We start from the raw sequence: 17,872 nt of genomic DNA on the forward strand, positions 1-17,872 counted from the left end.
AAACTCGCTCGCCCTTGCCGAAGCTTTGGGCGGTCTAGAACAACCGCATCAGCTCGCGGATGACCATCGCCGCCAGCACGCCCGTCGAGATCACGAAGACCAGGAACCGCAGGGCCACCAGGTTCACCGTCGTCTGCACCAGGCTGTGGACCACGCGCAGCCCAACATAGACCCAGGCGAAATGTACGGCCATGCCGTCGGCATGCCCCGCGACCTGGATCGCCAGCGCCGCCGCGTAGAAGATGGTCGGCTGCTCCATCAGGTGGTTGTAGTTGTCGGCCGCCTGCCGGGCGCCGTCAGGCAGCTTGTCCAGCGAGCCCGGAAACCGCGCGTCCTGCGGCTTGATCCCGGCCTTCTGCATCGCCGGAATCCGCTGGACGTACATCCACAGCCAGATCACCAGCGACCACGCCACCAGCGCCATCACCGGCGCGACCATTGAAGTTTGCAAGACGCCCTCCCAGGCTTTGTTCTTTCCTGGGAGGGATCAGACCAGACAACGGCGTTACCTGAAAGGGCGCCGCGAGGGGAAGGCGGGGCGATTACCGTCCGACCGGCGGCGGCGCGGGGTATTCGATCTCGCCCTGATAGCCCAGAGCCCGGGCCCGTTCGGTCATGCTTTTCAGCAGCTCAGGCGAGGCCGGCTGGCGCGTATAGAGGAAGACCTTGCGACGGTCGGGGCTGGCCGAGATGAACCAGGCGCCAGCCGGATCCTGGTCCAGCACCTCGTAGCGCCAGGTGACGAACGGCAGGTACGAGACCTTCAGGCGGCGATTGATCCCCGGGTCCTCGATGACGCCGTCGCCCTTGATCGCCCGGCGCTTGCCGTCGACGCCGCCCTGGCGGCAGTCGTCCTCGACCGCGACGCGGCGCTCGTCGACCCGCTTATAGACCGTCGTGGCGGCCACGCAGCCCTTGGTGATGCGCATCGGCGTGCGGCCCACCTCCATCCAGACGCCCGAATAGTGGCGGGCGGGATCGATCAGCGGGGTTTGAGGTTGCAGTGCAGCAGCCTGGGCCAGGGCGAAAAGAGCAATAGCGGTGTTCAGCATGGGGTCACCTCCTGAATGCCGTTACGCGCGAGGCCTTACGCTGGACGGATCTTGACCTGGATCAAGCCCGCCTCCTCATAGATGAAACCTATACCATCCAGAAGTTTTATCAATTGGATCGATTGTGCGGTGCATTATAGACAGCCGCCATCCATTCCAACCGGAGCGCCTCATGTCGCTGATCAACACCGAGATCAAACCCTTCACCGCCCAGGCCTACAAGGACGGCAAGTTCGTCACGGTCACCGAAGCGGACGTGAAGGGCAAGTGGTCGGTCTTCTTCTTCTACCCGGCCGACTTCACCTTCGTCTGCCCGACGGAGCTGGAAGATCTCGCGGATAACTACGACGTGTTCACGCGCCTGGGCGTCGAGATCTACGCGGTGTCGACCGACACCCACTTCTCGCACAAGGCCTGGCACGACAGCTCGCCGGCGATCGGCAAGATCAAGTACACCATGATCGGCGACCCGTCGGGCCAAGTGACCAACAACTTCGAGATCATGCGTCCGGGCGTCGGCCTGGCCGACCGCGGCACCTTCCTGGTCGACCCGCAAGGCGTGATCCAGTTCATGGAAGTCACCGCTGAAGGCATCGGCCGCAACGCCATCGAACTGCTGCGCAAGATCAAGGCCGCCCAGTACGTGGCCGCCCACCCGGGCGAAGTCTGCCCGGCCAAGTGGGAAGAGGGTGAAAAGACCCTGGCCCCGTCGCTGGACCTGGTCGGCAAGATCTAAGTCTTTCGACACTGGCCGCCGCTCCGCCTCCAGCCCGAGGTGGGGCGGCGCGCCCTCTACCCGATCTACCCGATCGTTCGCCGCGTTCGATCCGCCTCCCCGACAATCGAACATCCCCTTCAACTCCCCTCGCCTTTTTGGGAGCCCGCCATGCTGGACGCCGGTCTGAAAGCCCAACTGACCTCCTATCTGCAGAACCTGCGCCAGCCGATCACGCTGGTCGCCTCGCTGGACGACTCCAAGGGCTCGGTCGACATGCGCGCCCTGCTGGACGACGTCGCCTCGACCTCCGACAAGGTCAGCGTCCGCTTCGACGGCGACGACGCCCGCAAGCCTTCGTTCGCCATCGAGCGCGCCGCCAACGACGCCGAGGTGCGTTTCGCCGGCCTTCCGCTGGGCCACGAGTTCACCTCGCTGGTGCTGGCCCTGCTGCACGTGGGCGGCCACCCGCCGCGCCTCGACGCCGAGGTGATCGAGCGCATCAAGGCGCTGGACGGCGACTATCATTTCGAGACCTACTTCTCGCAGTCCTGCCAGAACTGCCCCGACGTGGTGCAGGCGCTGAACACGATGAGCGCGCTGAACCCGCGCATCCGCCACGTCGCCATCGACGGCGCCCTGTTCAAGGCCGAGGTCGAGGCGCGCCAAGTGATGGCGGTGCCGACCATCCTGCTGAACGGCCAGCCCTTCGGCCAGGGCCGCATGGAGGTCGAGCAGATCCTGGCCAAGCTCGACACCGGCGCGGCCGACCGCATGGCCGAGAAGATCAAGGCCAAGGACGCGTTCGAGGTCCTGGTCGTCGGCGGCGGTCCGGCCGGCGCGGCTGCGGCGATCTACGCCGCCCGCAAGGGCATCCGCACCGGTGTCGCGGCCGAACGCTTCGGCGGCCAGGTGCTGGACACCATGGACATCGAGAACTTCATCTCGGTGCCGCACACCGAAGGCCCGAAGCTCGCCACCGCCCTGGAGCAGCACGTCAAGGACTATGAGGTCGACGTGATGAACCTGCAGAAGGCCGTGGGCCTGGTCCCGGCCAAGACGCCGGGCGACCTGCATGAGGTGAAGCTCGAGAACGGCGCCAGCCTGAAGGCGCGCACGCTGATCCTGTCGACCGGCGCCCGCTGGCGGAACGTCAATGTGCCCGGCGAGGCCGAGTACAAGAACAAGGGCGTGGCCTACTGCCCGCACTGCGACGGCCCGCTGTTCAAGGGCAAGCGCGTGGCGGTGATCGGCGGCGGCAACAGCGGCGTCGAGGCGGCCATCGATCTGGCGGGTATCGTGGCGCACGTCACCCTGATCGAGTTCGACAGCCAACTGCGCGCCGACGCCGTGCTCCAGCGCAAGCTGGCCAGCCTGCCGAACGTCACGATCATCAAGTCGGCCATGACCACCGAGATCCACGGCGACGGCGCCAAGGTGAACGGCCTGACCTACAAGGACCGCAACAGCGACGCCGTCCACCGCGTCGACCTGGAAGGCGTGTTCGTGCAGATCGGCCTGGTGCCCAACACCGAGTGGCTGAAGGACTCCGGGGTGGCTTTGTCGCCGCGCGGCGAGATCGAGGTCGACTATCGCGGCGAGACCACGATCCCCGGCGTCTTCGCCGCCGGCGACGCGACGGTGACGCCCTACAAGCAGATCATCATCGCCATGGGCGAAGGGGCGAAAGCCTCGCTCAGCGCCTTCGACTACCTGATCCGCCTGCCGGCGGAGGCGGCGGCGGAAGCGGCTTAGCACCTCTCGCTGATCAACCAGAAAGGGCCGTCCGGCGATCCGCCGGGCGGCCCTTTTGCTTTCGCAGAACACTGTTTAGCTTCGCGCCCGGGGGAAGGTTCGGGGGAGCGCGATGGCCAAGGGCGGCGCGGGCGAGACACAGCACAACGACGAGGTGCCGGGCACGACCGACGCGGTCGAGATCGCCATGGACGAAGAGCGCCACGACCCGGCGCCGGACAGTCCGGCGCGGACGCTGCTCGTCAAGCAGGGCCGCCTGCTCGATCTGCAGATCCGCCGCGAGCGGCTGCTGGTCTGGACTCAGGGCCTGATCGTCGCCTTGGTCATCGCCGGTGTGCTGGGTCTGGGCGTCGCGATCTGGCGGGCCAGCCAGGACCGCAGCATCGTGGTCCAGGCCTTCACGGCCCCCGCCTCGCTTTCGGATCGCGGGATGACGGGCGAAGCGGCGGCTATGCGCCTTCTGGACGGCCTGTCGACGATCAAGGACACGGTCGGCGCGACCACGTTCCTGGCCACCAACAAGATTCAGGGCGGCGGCGACAGCCTCAAGATCGAAATCCCGCAGTCCGGCGGCCTGACCATCGACGACCTCAACAAACTGTTGGTCCGGTGGTTCGGCCACCAGACGGTGATCAGCGGCCAGATCATCGATGAAGGCGATGGCCGCGTCACCCTGATCGCCCGCTCGTCCCGTCATGGCCTCTCGCGGGTGACTGGCCCCGTCGGCGACCTTGATCGCCTCTTCACCCAGCTCGCAGAGGCGGTGTTCACCAAAGCCGAGCCGACCAATGGCGTGCAGTATCTGGGTCAGGCGGGACGGTTCGACGAGGCGTACGCCGCCGCGCTGCGGCTCGCCCGCAACCCGGCCCTCAGCGACCTGCCGCCGGGCTACAATATTGGCCTTCTGGGCGATCAGGAGCCCGACCCCCGCCGCTCGCTGGACCTTCTGGCGCTTTCTCTGCGCGACGAACCGACCTTCATGGCCTCCTGGACCGTCGCCGGCCGGCGTCGCGCGGTGCTGGGCCACGACGAGGCGCTTCTGCAAATCTCCCGCACGGTGTTGAGCCTGCGCGAACAGGATCAGCACTCCAGGTTTAGAGGATCGGGGGTCCTGCGCATGCGGGCCGAAGCGCGCTATTATCAGAGCCTTCTTCTGGGCGACTTTCGCCCTGTGACCGAACAGTTTCCCTCGCAACGGGGGACGCTACTGGCGCTGGGGCATGACACGGCGACGGCGCGGTCGGTGCTTGCGGAATCGACCCTCACCGGCGTTCTCGACCACGACTACGCGCAGCGAATCCAGGCGCGCATCGCGCTCGCCCGGGGCGACGGCGACGCGGCGCTGATCTCGCTCGACCGGCTTCGCGCCACGCAGGCGGACCTGGAGGCCAGGCTATCGGCGCCCGGCCTCCCCGTCGGTCCGGTCGTCGAACGGATGCGCGCGGCCGAGGACCTCACGCGCCTCACTCGGGACGTCCCCCTGCGAGTCCAGGCCCTGCTCCTGCAAGGCCGGCGCGATGAGGCCCGCGCTCTGGCGGCGAGCACGCCCGAGGATTGCCACGCCTGCGTCATCGCCCGGGGCGAGGCGGCATCGGCGCTGAAGGACTGGGCGGACGCCGACCGGTGGTTCGCCCGCGCCAAAACCTTGGCCCCTAGCCTGCCCTGGGCGCATCTGGCCGACGGCCGCTCGCGTCTGGCGCGGGGGGATCTGGCCGGCGCTGAGGCCGTGCTGAAAGTGGCGCAGGCGCGCGCGCCGCGCCTGGCCGAGGTGCGCTATGAACAGGGTCTGCTCGCGCTGCGCCGTGGCGACGCGGCGGCCGCCGTCCGCGCCTTCAAGGCCGCCGCCGAGCGCGCGCCGCAATGGGGCCGGCTGCATCTGGTCTGGGGCGAGGTCGAGGCCGGTCGTGGGCGAAGCGATACGGCGCGTGCGCTCTGGACCAAGGCGGCCGGGATGGACCTCTCGCCCGCAGACCGCGGCCAGGTGGAGGCTGGACTCGCGGCGGCGCACTAGTCACGCGGCCCTTTTGCTTTCGCAGAACACTGTTTAGCTTCGCGCCCGGGGCACTTCGGGGAAGCGCAATGGCCAAGGGCGGCGCGGGCGAGACACAGCAAAGCGACGAGGTTCCAGGCACGACCGACGCGGTCGAGATCGCCATGGATGAGGAGCGCCACGACCCGGCCCCGGACAGTCCGGCGCGGACACTGCTGCTACGTCAGAGCCGGCTGCTGGAGCTGCAAATCCGCCGCGAGCGGATGTTGGTCTGGAGCCAGGGCCTGCTGATGCTGGTCGGGGTCGTGGCCGTGCTCGGCGCGGGCGTGGCGCTGTGGCGCGCCAGCCAGGACCGCAGCATCATCGTGCAGCCGTTCAGCGTGCCTGAGGCCTATGCCGCGCGCGGCCTCACCGGCGAGGCGGCGGCGCTGCGGTTGGTCTCCGAAATGAGCGCCATACGCGAGGTCACCAACCGCACCTCGTTCCTCGCCAGTAACCGAATTCTCGACAACAGCGACGCCATCTCGGTCCAGATCGCCCAGACCGGCCTGTCCGTCGAGGAACTCAGTCGACTGCTCGGCCGCTGGCTGGGCAACCAGACCCTGGTCAATGGCCAGGTGGTCGATGGCGCCGACGGCAAGGTGACGCTGGTCCTGCGCTCGTCCATGCATGGCGTTTCGACCGTCACGGGCCCGGCCGACCAGTTGGACAGCCTGTTCGTCAAGCTGGCCGAAACCGCCTTCTCCCGCGCCGAGCCCACCAATTGGGTGCAATACCTCAAGAACACGGGGCGCTACGAGGAGGCGCTCGCCAGCGTCAAGGGCTTGGTCGAACGCCCCGAAACCAGCGACCTGGAGCAGGCCAACAACTACAGCCTCTGGTCAAATGTCGACGCCAATCCGCAGCAGACGCGGCGGCTGGCGCTACGCTCATTGGCGCTGGATCCGAACGTTATGACGGCGGAATTGAACCTGTTTCGCGCCGAAGCCGTCCTGGGCCACGATGAAGCCTCTCTGGCGAGCGCGCGCCGGCTGCTGGCTCTGAGGGACGACGCTCAGAATAAGCGATATCACTCGTCGATCGGACGCATGCGCAGCGAGGCCGAGAGCAAGGTCAATCTACTGACCGGCGACTATCGCCCCATCACCCTCAATGGCCAGGAACGTAATGCGCCCACCCGACTGCTTTCGGACGGCCAGACTAGCGCGCGCGCCCATGACGCATCCCTCACACGGCAACTGATCCAAGACGGGATCGACCAGAACAGGATCGCGCCACGCCAGATTGCGCATCTCCAAGCTGAGATCGCGCTGGCGCGGGACGATGGCCCCGCCGCCCTGGTGTCGGTCGGCGTCATGGAATCCGCCATCGAGCAGCGTAGTCGCACCCCCATTCGCCCAGATGGTCCGCTTCGTCACGACATACCAGAGTATCGCGCTCTGGATTCGGCCATCCGCGACAGCGAGGGCCTGCCCCTCAAGGCCCGCGCCCTGATCGCCGCCGGCCGGCCGGCTGAGGCCCGCGACGTCCTGGCGTCCACCCCGCTGGACGCCTACCAGGCCGTCATCGCCCGGGGCGAGGCCGCTTCGGCGCTGAAGGACTGGGCCGAGGCCGATCGCTGGTTCGCCCGCGCCAAGGCCCTGGCCCCTAGCCTGCCCTGGGCGCATCTGGCCGACGGCCGCTCGCGTCTGGCGCGGGGGGATCTGGCCGGCGCTGAGGCCGCGCTGAAAGTGGCGCAGGCGCGCGCGCCGCGCCTGGCCGAGGTGCGCTATGAACAGGGTCTGCTCGCGCTGCGCCGTGGCGACGCGGCGGCCGCCGTCCGCGCCTTCAAGGCCGCCGCCGAGCGCGCGCCGCAATGGGGCCGGCTGCATCTGGTCTGGGGCGAGGTCGAGGCCGGTCGTGGGCGAAGCGACACGGCGCGTGCGCTCTGGACCAAGGCGGCCGGGATGGACCTCTCCCCCACCGACCGTGCGCGGCTGGATCGCCTGCTGCTGAGGTCCTAGCCTCGACCAGGTCCTCCCTGATCCGCCCGCCGGCGCCGACGGCGCAAGCGGCCCGGGCAAGTCGCCCACCGCCAGCGCGCTGTGGAGGGTGTGCTCTACGGCTCACTCCCTAAGCGCACTCTCACCCCGAGGTTGGCGACGCGCCCGTCCGTCGGCCCCCACGCGTCGAGTGTCCAGCGACCATCGCTGGCCCGCCGTTGGCGCAGCATCGGGCCGGTCTTGGACTGGCGAACATTGAGCAGGTTCTCGACATTGACGAAAACACTGAGGTTTCCGAACCGGCGCTCGCCCATCAGGCCCAGCACAAGATAGGGCTTGGATCGCGTGCGGTAGGGATTGTCGTCCAGCGACTGACGCCCGGTGAAGTAGCTTTCGAAGCCGACACGGCCAACGCCCTCGCGTTCCCACACGGCGACCAAGCTCGCCGCGTGCTTGGGGGTGAGGGGAATCTCCCGCCGCCCTGGTCCGTTCGGGTCCGGCTCGCTGGACGCGGTGTAGACATACGAGCCTGTGACGGTGACCTCCCCGACTCGATAGCGCAAAAGCGCCTCGGCGCCGTGGGTGCGGGTCTGCCCCCGGGCGTTGATCAGCCGAACGCCGGTGGCGCTCGCCTCGGCGAGCTGGATCGCGTCATGGATGCGCGCGCCGAAGAGGTTCAGATTGGCCTCAAACGGGCCGCGCGCGTAGCCGGCTTCCAGCGAGGCGGTCTCCGCCGTCTCGGCCTTGAGCTGGGACAGAGGTTGCAAGCGCGACAGGCCGGCGGCCTCGATTTCCTCCACGAACGGCGTGGGGGCGTAGAACCCGCGTCCGATCGATGACCGGAACGTCCAGGCCCCGGGGCGATATAGCACCGACAGACGGGGGCTGAGATGGCTGCCATAGTCGCTGTGCGCATCCAGACGCGCGCTGCCCGCGACCGTCATGTCGTCAGACAGCTCATGCTCGACCTGGGCGAAGACCGCCGGAACGTCGTAGCTGTAGTTGAAGGCGGGAAACGTCTTCGAGCGATAGACGTCGCTCTGCACCGCCACGCCGCCCAGCCAGGTGGTCGCCCCCTGGCCGCCCGCCAGTGAGAGCTCCGAGAACATGGTGTCGTGCCGGTCCTTCTCGCGGTCGGCGCCGAACTGATGGGTGTGATCCTGCGTCACGGCCGAGGCGCGCAGATGGAACCGCCCAAGTCCCTCGACCGGGCGCTCCGCCACCAACCCGACATCGAAGCGGCGACTGTCCTGAGCTTCACGATAAGCCGTTCCATCCGCCACGGTGCGCCCTGCAAGCGTGCCGCCTCGGCGCTGTTCGCCCATCGCCCCCAGCGTCACGAACGCCCGGGAGCCATCATCGCCCGCCCAGAACAGGCGCGGGCGCAGCGTCCAGCGGTCGAAGCCCGCAAGATCGGCATAGCCGTCCTTGTCGAGGTCTTGGGTGTCCTGCCTGTGCAGACCCATGACGATAGACTGGCTCCAACGCTTCGCCAGCGCCGATGACGCATAGCCCGTCAGGTCCTGACCGCCCCGCGTGGTGGCGTTCAGCAGCATCTCCCCGACAGGTTCGGGGCTCGCGCGCCGGGCGATGAGGTTGATGACGCCGCCCAGGGCCGAGGGACCATAAAGCGCCGAGGCCGCGCCCTTGATGATCTCGACCTGGCCAAGATCGGTCGGGGGGATCTGCAGCAATCCCAGCGACGAGGCCTGGCCGCCATAGAGCGGCAGGCCGTCGGTCAAGACCTGAGTGTAACGCCCCCGCATGCCTTGCACGCGGATGTTCGAGCCGCCCAGGCCCGGCGATGTGACCTGGACGCGCAGCCCGCTCGTCTCGCTCAACATCATGGCGATGTTGCCGGGACGCATGGCGATCTTTTCCTCGATCTCCTCGCGGCTGAGCACGTCGACGCGGATCGGCTCATCCTGCACACGTCGGCCAGAGCGCGTGGACTCGATGACCACCGCCTCGACCTCGGCCTCGTCATCATGCGCCGGCTCGCGCTCCTGGGCTGCGGCGGGCAAGGCCGCGCAGCAGATGGCGGTCAACAACAGGCTCATGAGCGTATCGCGCGCGAGGGACAGGCGCAGAGGAACGGAAGGCGTCAAGGCGGGCTCTCGGTCGACAGACTTTGGCGTGCGCCACAGAAGCGCACCCTGGAGGGGGCAGGCGTCGACCGATGCACCCTGAAGTCGCTATAGGGTCAAGAATGAAAATCGGCGACCTAGCCAAACTGACCGAGACCCGCGTCGAGACCATCCGCTACTACGAGGCGGAAGGCCTGCTGCCCGCGCCGGCGCGATCACGTGGCAACTACCGCCTCTATGAGACAGCCCATCTGCACCGGCTTTCCTTCATCCGCCGGTCGCGGGATCTGGGCTTCACGCTGGATCAGGTCCGCGCGCTGCTGCGGCTCGCCGACGATCGCTCGGGATCCTGCGCCGAGGTTGATCGCATCGCCGCCGCCAATGTCGCGGAGATCGACCGCAAGCTCGCCGACCTGAAAGCACTGCGGGCCGAGCTGGTCCGTCACCTCGACGACTGTTGCGCCACGACGATCGATCATTGCCGGATTATCGAGGCGCTGAGCCCACAGCCAAAATGAAAACGCCGCCCAGGATCGCTCCCGGGCGGCGTCTTGGTCTCAAGGCTCAACCTAGTCCTTAGAACTGGATATTGGCCCCCACGAACACCGTCCGGCCGCTGGTGGTGAAGTTCCACAGGCGGCGGGCGCCGGGTTCGCCGAAGCCCGGGCTGTTGAAGCTGTTGACCTGCTCCTCGCGCTCATCGGTCAGGTTGATGGCGTCCAGCGACAGGCGGATGCGCGGGGTCAGCTGATAGAAGGCCGCCGCGTCGACATAGGTGGTGGCGTTGAACGCGCCGCTGTCGATCAGATAGTCCGAGCGATAGTTGGCCGAGATGCGGCCGCCGTACTTGGCGGTCTCGTAGTACAGCGTGGCGTTGGCGTTGACGTCCGAGAGGCCGTAGATGTCGGTCTCCTGGTTCTTGCCGTTGACCAGATTGATCGTCTTGCTGTCGATCAGGGTCAGATTGGCCACCGCGCCCATGTTCTTCAGCGCGCCCGGCAGGAAGAAGAAGTCGCTCTGGGCCGACAGCTCGACGCCCGTCAGCTTGGCGTTCCGCAGGTTCACCTGGCGGGTGTAGGAGGCGACGTTGGTCGTGGCCGTGACGCCCGGATAGAGGCCTTCGGCCAGGCCGGTGCTGGCGTAGGTGACATTGGTCGTCGTCTGGCTGGCGATCAGGCCGTCAATGTTCTTGTGGAACAGGCCCGCCGTCAGCATGCCGACGCCGCCGAAGTACCATTCGGCCGCCAGGTCGAACTCGTCCGAGGTGTAGGGCTCGAGGTTCGGGTTGCCGGTCGAGACGGTGACGGTCGTGCCGTCGACGCTGACCGAGCCGTTCATCGCATAGGCGCCTAGGGCCGGGCGGTTGATGTTCTGGGCCGCGGCGAGACGGATCTGGAAGCGGTCGGAGACCTCCATCACCGCGTTCAGCGACGGCAGCACGCCCGAATAGGTCTTCTTGGCGACGGTCGGGGTGTTGACGCCCTTGACCGCCACGACGCCCGACGACGTCAGCTCGGTCTCATAGCCGCGCAGACCGGTGTTGCCGCGCACCGGGCGGCCCAGGAACTCGCCCTTCCAGTCCAGCTGCAGATAGCCGGCCGTGGTGTCTTCCTCGACCGCATAGATCGAGCGCGGCGCGCCCAGGGTGCGGGTGACGCCGTACTTGGCCAGGGCCTTGTCCCAGTCGACGATGATCCAGGACTGGTCGTCGTGCTGGGTGAAGACCTTGGTCACGCCGTCGAGACGGTCGTCCAGCGTGCCCTTTTCCCAGGCCGTGCGGTTCACGTCGTCGTTGGTCTGCGAATAGCCCTCGTTCTTGAAGCCGCGATACGACAGGCCGCCCTTCAGGGTCAGGGCGTCGTTGAAGTCAAAGGCCCCGTTGAACTCGGCGTTCTTGAGCTTCGTGGTCTGGTAGGTGGCCGAGAAGTCGATCTCGTGGGCGCGGTAGTTGTTCGCGTCGGTGGTGTTCCACTTGTAGGTGTTCTTGCCGCTGTCGCCGCGATAGTCGGTGATCAGGCCGCCGAACGCCTCGGTGTAGAACTTGTCCGACATCGGGATATCGTAGTCCGAGGTCTCCTGGCCGATGTGGCCGTCGAAGCGCAGCTTGTCCGACACCGCCCATTCACCGGTCAGCACCAGCTGGTTGAAGGTGTTCTTGGCTTCCTGGCGACGGGTCTCGGTGGCGAAGACGGTGTTGTCGACATCGGCGTAGATGATCGTGTTGTGCTTGTCGTACTGGATCGAATTCAGCACCGGCGGGGCGCTGACCAGCGTGCCCGAGTGCGGCGTCGAACCGCCCAGCACCGTCGAGCCGACCGAGGCGCGGGTGGCCAAGTGGATCTCGGTGCGGTCGTTGGTGAACTTGCCGTGCAGGGCGTCGAGCGTCAGGGTGACGGTCTCGACCGGGCGCCACTGGGCGGCGGCGGTGATCCCCAGGCGCTCCTGGTCCGAACCCCACACCGACAGGCGGTTGCCGCGCTGGAACACCAGCTCGCCGTTCATGGCCTTGGCCGCGTCGACGGGGTTCAGCTTCACGACGTTGGCGGCCTGAGCCTTCTGAACCCCGGCGCCGTAGGTGTTGTAGCCCTGCTCTTCGGTCTTGCGCTTGGAATAGGCGACCGAGGCCAGCAGCCCGAACTTTTCGTCCCAGTTCTTGGCGATCATCGCCGCGCCGCGCGGCTGGGTGTCCTTGGTGGCGCTGTTGGTGCCGGCCTGCAGCGACAGGGCGCCCTTGGTCCCGGCGTAGTCGAACGGCTTGGCGGTGTAGAGGCCCACCGTGCCGGCCATGCCGCCTTCGTCCTGCTCGGCCGAGAACGACTTGCGCACGTCGACCTTCGAGAACAGGTCCGAGGCGAAGATGTTGAAGTCGAAGGCGCGGTCGCGCGAGGTCTGGCCGCGGCTGTCCATCGGCGAGTCGACATTGCCCAGCACTTCCATGCCGTTCAGTTGGACGCGGGTGAAGTCGGGGCCAAGGCCGCGTAGCGAGACGCGGCGACCTTCGCCGCCTTCGCGGTTGATGGCCACGCCCGGCAGGCGCTGCAGCGACTCGGCCAGGTTCAGGTCGGGGAACTTGGCCATGTCTTCGGCGACGATGACGTCCGAGACGATCGCGCTGGTCCGCTTGGCCTCGCGGGCCAGGCCCAGCGACTTGCGGAAACCGGTGACAACAACAGCGTCGACTTCGGACGCGGCGGCGTCGGCGGCCGGGCTCTGGGCTTGGTCAGCGGCGTGCGCTTGGGCGACCGGGGCCAGAGCGGCCATGACCAGTTGAGCCGCGCCCACGAGGAGCGCGATCTTGCTGCGAGACATTGGAGTACCCCCTGTACTGACATGTACTGATGTCGGCGGAAGATCCGGGGAGGAGCGCCGACGGTTGGCGCGGCAATAGGGAGCATCGATGACTGCGGCGTCTCAACTCGATCAAGGATTGATGACACCGCTAGCCATCACGCCCGCGACGTGAAACCGTCATGCGCCGACGATACGGGCTAGGCTCGATATGGGAGTTCCACGATGCTGACCCTGCTCGCCGCCCTCGCCGTCGCCGCCGCGCCCTGCCCCGCCTCGGACGAGAGCCCGGCCTGCGTGCGCCAGCGGATCGACGCCCTGCCGATGGCCGACCTGCTGACCGTGGGCACGCACAACTCCTACAAGCTGGCCGTCCCGCCTGAGGAGATGGCGGCGATGGTCGCCGCGCGGGGTCCGGCGGCGCTGGGGATCGACTACGGCCACCGTCCGCTGACCCAGCAGCTGGTCGCCGGCGCGCGCCAACTGGAGATCGACGTCGTGGCCGACCCGCAGGGCGGTCTCTTCGCCAAGCCGTTGACGGCGCTGAGCAAGGGCGCGGCCCTGACGCCCGAGTTCGCCGCCGTCATGGCCAAGCCGGGCTTCAAGACCCTGCACATGCCCGATGTCGACTTCCGGTCCTCGTGCCTGACCTTCGTGGCCTGTCTGCGCCAAGTGCGCGCCTGGTCCGACGCCCACCGCGATCACGCGCCGATCCTGATCATGCTGAACGCCAAGGAAGGCGCGGCGACGATGCCGGGCGGCGTGACACCCCTCCCCTTCACCGAAGCCTTGTTCGACGCCCTGGACGCCGAGATCCGCTCGGTGTTCGGCGAGGACCGCCTGATCACACCCGACCAGGTGCAAGGCAAGGCCAAGACCCTGCGTGACGGCGTGCTGACCGGTGGCTGGCCCAAGCTCGGCGCGGCGCGCGGCAAGGTGTTCTTCGCCCTCGATGAGAGCCCTACCAAGGTGGCGATCTATCGCGGCCAGCGCGCCTCGCTGGAGGGCCGAGCGATGTTCGTCAACACCGACGAGGCCTCGCCCGCCGCCGCCTATCTGACCCTGAACGACCCGATCGCCCAGAAGGACCGCATCGCCGCAGCGGTGAAGGCCGGCTTCATCGTCCGCACCCGCGCCGACGCCGACACGCGCGCGGCCCGGGTCAATGACACCCGACAGCGCGACGCCGCCCTTAGCAGCGGCGCCCAGTACGTCTCCACCGACTACATGTGGGCCGATCCGCGCTTCGCCGGCGGCTACACGGTGCGCTTGCCGGGGAACAAGGTCGCGGTCTGCAATCCCGTGCGCCAGCCGACCGGTTGCGGCGGGCGGGACCTGGAGGGGCGCTAGCCCCCCCTAACGCCGCCGCGCGACCAGCGCCCAGGCGGTTGCGATCACCGACACGCCCAGCGTCAGCGCGCCCACAAGGTCCCAGAGGCCATCGCCGAGCAGCGCGGCGATCAGGCCAAACAGGCTGAAGGCCGCGATCAGGGCCGGGGCGCCGAACACCTGCCACAGGGTCAGATGATGGCCGGCCTTCATCGCGCGGCCTTCCGCTTGGCCAGCCACAGATAGAGCCCCGAGGCCAGGATCACGATCGTGGCGATATCAAGCAGCGCCCACACGATCTTCAGCCCCAGCCCGCCATAGTCGCCAAAGTGCAGCGGCTGCGACAGGGACAGGGTCTTCACGTACCAGGGCGTCGGGGCGATCGCGGCCAGCTCGCCCGTGCGCGCGTCGATCAGGGCGGGCGTGGTCAAGTGCGTGGTCAGCGGCGTCTTGCCGTGGAAGAACACCGCATAGTGGTGGTCTGTCGAATAGTCCGAACCCGGGAAGGCGACGAACTGCAGCTCCTTGTCCGGCAGCGCGGCCCTGGCCTTGTCGACGGCGCCCTGCAGTGAGCTGCGCTGGCCCGGCGCGACGGGACTGTCATAGGCCTGCGTCAGTTCCTTGAGGGCCGTGTTCTTCCAGTAGTCGACGATCGGCGTGGCCAGGGTGTTGACGACGCCGGTGGCGCCGACCACCAGCACCCAGGCCGCCGTCACCGCGCCCAGCAGGTTGTGATAGTCCAGCCAGCGGGTGCGCGCCCGCTTGCTGGCCCGCACCGTGCCGAAGGGCAGCCGGCGCATGAACGGCGCGTACAGCACCACGCCCGAAACGAGGGCCACGATCAGCAGCAGCCCCATCGCGCCCAGGAACAGCATGCCCGCCAGGCCCAGGAACATGTCGGTGTGCAGTTGGAGCAGGAACTCCATGACCGGATGCCCGGCGACCGGCGGGGCGGGATCGCCGCTGGTGTGGTCGATGGGCTGGAAGCTGTAGACCCCCGCCTTGCCGCCCGGCTGGACGCTGGTGACGTTCACCACCGGCCGATCCTCGTCGAAGCTCATGAAGGCCGGAACCTCGCCCGGCTTGCGGGCGAGCGCGGTCTCCAGCACCTGGTCGAGGGTCAGCTTGGGGCCGTCCGGACGCGCGGGCGTCCAGGGCTCCTCCATCAGGACGTGCTCGATCTCGTGGGTGAACACGAGCGGCAGCCCCGTGACGCACAGCATCAGCAGGAAAGCGGTCGAGACCAGGCTCGACCACTTGTGAGCCCACGACCAGGCGCGGAGCGTCCGGGCCTTCATCGGCGCTAGAAGTCCGTGCTGATCGACAGGCGCAGGGTTCGCGGCGCGCCCAGCGTCAGGTAGTTGGCGCCCGGATAGCCGCCGACCGCGACCCACTGGTTGTTATCGGTCAGGTTCTCGACGCGGGCCCGCAGGGTGACCGCCTTGCCGCCGGCCTCGAAGGCGTAGCGGGCGCCGAGGTCGTAGCGCGTCCAGGCGTCCAGCGACACGCTGTTGGCGGTGTTGGCCTGCTGCGAACCGGTGTGGACCACGCGGCCCTCCAGGGTCAGGCCCTCGAGGGTGGCGATGTCCCACTCCAGGTTCAGATTGGCCTGGAACTCCGGCACGCCGATCGGGGTCTTGCCCTGCAGCGCAGCCGACAGGGCGCGGTTGACCTTGGCGTCCAGCCAGGTGGCGCCGCCCAGGAGGCGTAGGCCCTGAGCGGGCTGGCCGAAGACCGTCAGTTCGACGCCCTGGTTCTCCTGCTCGCCGCCGGCTGTGTAGCGACGACTGGAGGCTTCGAAGTATTCGGCCGGCTGGGTGGTGCGGAACAGGCTGATCGAACCGCCGAACGCGCCGGCGTCGTACTTGGCGCCGATCTCGGTCTGCTCGCCGCGGAACGGCGACAGGATCTCGCCGACATTGGCCACGGCCACGCCGTTGACCTGGGCCGGGGCGATCTTCCCGGGGACCAGGGCCTCGGCGTAGTTGGCGTACAGCGAGACCTTGTCGCTGGGCTTGAACACCGCCGCCAGGGCCGGGGTGGTGGCGTCGCCGTCATAGGCGCCGTTGCGGGCGCCGGTGTTGTAGTCATACGAGCGGGTCTGGATGTCCTGATAGCGGACCCCCACCGTGACCAGCAGGCGCTCGTCCAGGAACGACAGGGTGTCGGCCACCGCGACGCTGCGGTTCTTGACGCGCTCGGTGACGTTCGGATCGCTCTTGGAGCCGCCCACGAAGAAGTTCGGGTTCGGCGCGGCGACGACCACCGGGTTGTAGAGGTCGCTGGCGAAGCCCGCGAAGTTCGAGAAGGCGTAGGCGTTCTTCGACTTCAGGTTCACTTGGGCCACCGAGGCGACGATGGCGTGACCGACCGAACCCGTGGCGAACTTGGCGCGCAGGCCGGCGTCCATCGACAGGATCGAGTCCTTGCGGACGTTGTCGAAGCGGTAGGCGCTGAGCGTCCCGTCGGCCAGAGCCGTCGGGTTGGCCAGAACGTTGTCCTCCTTGCCCTGACGACCGCCCAGGGCGGCCCAGGCGCTGACCGTGTCGGTCAGGTCGAACTCGCCGCGCGCCGCGCCGAACAGCTGGCGCTCGTCGGTGTGGGTCCAGGGCTGGGCGAAGTTCTTGTCGGCCGCAGGGGCCTTGGGGATGGCGCCGGCGGGGGTCACGGTCGGACGCGCGCCTTCGATGCGGTGATCCTGCCAGCCGAGGTCGGCCGAGAAGCGGGCGCGGTCGCCGCGACGATCCAGACCCAGGCCCAGCACCGTCAGGTCGCGCTTTTCGCCGTCGACGGCGGTCTCGCCGCCGCGCAGGCCCAAGTTCACGCGCGCGCCATAGGCGTCGTTCTGGCCAAAGCGGCGGGCGATGTCGGCCGAGCCATAGACCTGCTCGCCGCCGTCCCAGCCGGCCGTGAAGCGGGTGAGCGGGGTGCTGGACGCGCGCTTGGGCGTCAGGTTGAAGGCGCCGCCGACTCCGCTGCCGCCGGGGGCCGCGCCGTTCAGGAAGGCGTTGGCGCCGCGGAACACGTCAACCCGCTCGATCAGCTCGGCCGCCACGAACTGGCGCGGCAGCACGCCGTAGAGACCGTTATAGGTCATGTCGTCGGAATAGACCGGGAAGCCGCGAACGACGTACAGCTCCTGGAAGTTGCCGAAGCCCTTGGTCATGCGAACGGTCGGGTCGTTCTGCAGCACGTCGGCGACGCTGCGGGCCTGCTGGTTGCGGATCAGGGCTTCGGTGTAGCTGGTGATGGCGAACGGGGTGTCCATCGTGTCCAGCGCGCCCAAGAGGCCGACGCGCGCGCCCTTGGCGACCTGGTCGCCGGCGTAGGCGGGCGGCAGGCGTACCTGCGAGCCGGTGATGACCACTTCATCGACGCGCGTCGTCTCGGCCTGGCGCGCCAAGGCGGGGCTGGCCACGACGCCTCCCAACAGGGCGGACGACAGCAGAAGGGCGAGACGAGACGACATTGGAAGATCCTGCGAATGCGAGTGCGTCGCAATATCTGGCCTTCAGTGACGTTTCAACTCTTTCCTCCCCGGGATGAGGGAGACTCGCGCTTTTCCCTCTCCCCTTGCGGGAGAGGGTGACCCGCGCAGCGGGTCGGGTGAGGGGTCGCACGGCCGTACCGAGAAACCCCTCATCCGTCGGCTTCGCCGACACCTTCTCCCGCAG

At 68.0% G+C, this 17,872-nt stretch carries 12 protein-coding genes and 1 pseudogene; 6 read left to right on the top strand and 7 right to left on the bottom strand.

Going from position 1 to position 17,872, the window contains the following annotated elements:
• Nucleotides 1-34: 34 nt before the first annotated feature.
• Both J2X45_RS07840 and J2X45_RS07845 read right to left on the bottom strand, forming a co-directional pair.
• Nucleotides 35-451, bottom strand: a complete 417-nt coding sequence (locus J2X45_RS07840; protein WP_310213396.1) for an MAPEG family protein — start codon at nucleotides 449-451, stop codon at nucleotides 35-37.
• A 91-nt stretch (nucleotides 452-542) separates the two neighbouring features.
• On the bottom strand, nucleotides 543-1,052 hold the full coding sequence (locus J2X45_RS07845) for a lipocalin family protein (RefSeq protein ID WP_310213398.1): 510 nt from the start codon (nucleotides 1,050-1,052) through the stop codon (nucleotides 543-545).
• A 172-nt stretch (nucleotides 1,053-1,224) separates the two neighbouring features.
• Between J2X45_RS07845 and ahpC the strand changes: the two genes are divergently transcribed.
• From ahpC to J2X45_RS07865, 4 genes are all read left to right on the top strand, one after another.
• A complete protein-coding gene (gene ahpC, locus J2X45_RS07850) occupies nucleotides 1,225-1,788 on the top strand; it encodes an alkyl hydroperoxide reductase subunit C (RefSeq protein WP_310213399.1) in 564 nt (187 codons plus the stop codon).
• Nucleotides 1,789-1,938: 150 nt separating this feature from the next.
• The gene (ahpF, locus tag J2X45_RS07855) at nucleotides 1,939-3,522 is read left to right on the top strand and encodes an alkyl hydroperoxide reductase subunit F (protein WP_310213401.1); all 1,584 of its coding nucleotides are present in this window, start codon (nucleotides 1,939-1,941) and stop codon (nucleotides 3,520-3,522) included.
• 112 nt (nucleotides 3,523-3,634) lie between these two features.
• Nucleotides 3,635-5,533: a hypothetical protein gene (locus J2X45_RS07860; RefSeq protein ID WP_310213402.1), complete on the top strand. Its 1,899-nt coding sequence runs from the start codon at nucleotides 3,635-3,637 to the stop codon at nucleotides 5,531-5,533.
• Nucleotides 5,534-5,601: 68 nt separating this feature from the next.
• Nucleotides 5,602-7,515, top strand: coding sequence for a hypothetical protein (locus J2X45_RS07865; protein ID WP_310213404.1), 1,914 nt, complete (start codon nucleotides 5,602-5,604; stop codon nucleotides 7,513-7,515).
• Between the two features lie 95 nt (nucleotides 7,516-7,610).
• Here J2X45_RS07865 and J2X45_RS07870 read toward each other — a convergent pair whose 3' ends face one another.
• The gene (locus J2X45_RS07870) at nucleotides 7,611-9,554 is read right to left on the bottom strand and encodes a TonB-dependent receptor domain-containing protein (protein WP_310213406.1); all 1,944 of its coding nucleotides are present in this window, start codon (nucleotides 9,552-9,554) and stop codon (nucleotides 7,611-7,613) included.
• Between the two features lie 149 nt (nucleotides 9,555-9,703).
• On the opposite strand from J2X45_RS07870, the gene J2X45_RS07875 reads away from it, so the two are divergent.
• Nucleotides 9,704-10,099 (top strand): helix-turn-helix domain-containing protein, encoded by a 396-nt coding sequence (locus J2X45_RS07875; RefSeq protein ID WP_310213408.1) that lies wholly within the window; start codon nucleotides 9,704-9,706, stop codon nucleotides 10,097-10,099.
• 58 nt (nucleotides 10,100-10,157) lie between these two features.
• Here J2X45_RS07875 and J2X45_RS07880 read toward each other — a convergent pair.
• Nucleotides 10,158-13,018: pseudogene (locus J2X45_RS07880) on the bottom strand (TonB-dependent receptor).
• 76 nt (nucleotides 13,019-13,094) lie between these two features.
• Between J2X45_RS07880 and J2X45_RS07885 the strand changes: the two are divergent.
• Nucleotides 13,095-14,219: a phosphatidylinositol-specific phospholipase C1-like protein gene (locus tag J2X45_RS07885; RefSeq protein WP_310213411.1), complete on the top strand. Its 1,125-nt coding sequence runs from the start codon at nucleotides 13,095-13,097 to the stop codon at nucleotides 14,217-14,219.
• 6 nt (nucleotides 14,220-14,225) lie between these two features.
• On the opposite strand, the gene J2X45_RS07890 is transcribed toward J2X45_RS07885, so the two are convergent.
• Genes J2X45_RS07890 through J2X45_RS07900 form a run of 3 tightly spaced genes read right to left on the bottom strand, consistent with a single transcriptional unit; the run spans nucleotide 14,226 to nucleotide 17,667 of the window.
• The gene (locus J2X45_RS07890; RefSeq protein WP_310213414.1) at nucleotides 14,226-14,438 is read right to left on the bottom strand and encodes a hypothetical protein; all 213 of its coding nucleotides are present in this window, start codon (nucleotides 14,436-14,438) and stop codon (nucleotides 14,226-14,228) included.
• Nucleotides 14,408-15,592, bottom strand: a complete 1,185-nt coding sequence (locus J2X45_RS07895; protein ID WP_310213417.1) for a PepSY domain-containing protein — start codon at nucleotides 15,590-15,592, stop codon at nucleotides 14,408-14,410. The genes J2X45_RS07890 and J2X45_RS07895 overlap by 31 nt, the downstream gene beginning before the upstream one ends.
• On the bottom strand, nucleotides 15,502-17,667 hold the full coding sequence (locus tag J2X45_RS07900) for a TonB-dependent receptor (protein ID WP_310213419.1): 2,166 nt from the start codon (nucleotides 17,665-17,667) through the stop codon (nucleotides 15,502-15,504). Before J2X45_RS07900 ends, J2X45_RS07895 begins: the two co-directional genes overlap by 91 nt.
• Between the last annotated feature and the right edge of the window lie 205 nt (nucleotides 17,668-17,872).

It is taken from the genome of Caulobacter sp. BE264, assembly GCF_031457805.1.
Classification (GTDB): Bacteria; Pseudomonadota; Alphaproteobacteria; order Caulobacterales; family Caulobacteraceae; genus Caulobacter.

Coding starts and splice junctions, on each gene's coding strand:
- J2X45_RS07845 (WP_310213398.1), bottom strand. CDS start 1,052: ATGCTGAACACCGCTATTGCTCTTTTCGCCCTGGCCCAGGCTGCTGCA.
- ahpC (WP_310213399.1), top strand. CDS start 1,225: ATGTCGCTGATCAACACCGAGATCAAACCCTTCACCGCCCAGGCCTAC.
- ahpF (WP_310213401.1), top strand. CDS start 1,939: ATGCTGGACGCCGGTCTGAAAGCCCAACTGACCTCCTATCTGCAGAAC.
- J2X45_RS07860 (WP_310213402.1), top strand. CDS start 3,635: ATGGCCAAGGGCGGCGCGGGCGAGACACAGCACAACGACGAGGTGCCG.
- J2X45_RS07865 (WP_310213404.1), top strand. CDS start 5,602: ATGGCCAAGGGCGGCGCGGGCGAGACACAGCAAAGCGACGAGGTTCCA.
- J2X45_RS07870 (WP_310213406.1), bottom strand. CDS start 9,554: ATGAGCCTGTTGTTGACCGCCATCTGCTGCGCGGCCTTGCCCGCCGCA.
- J2X45_RS07875 (WP_310213408.1), top strand. CDS start 9,704: ATGAAAATCGGCGACCTAGCCAAACTGACCGAGACCCGCGTCGAGACC.
- J2X45_RS07885 (WP_310213411.1), top strand. CDS start 13,095: ATGCTGACCCTGCTCGCCGCCCTCGCCGTCGCCGCCGCGCCCTGCCCC.
- J2X45_RS07900 (WP_310213419.1), bottom strand. CDS start 17,667: ATGTCGTCTCGTCTCGCCCTTCTGCTGTCGTCCGCCCTGTTGGGAGGC.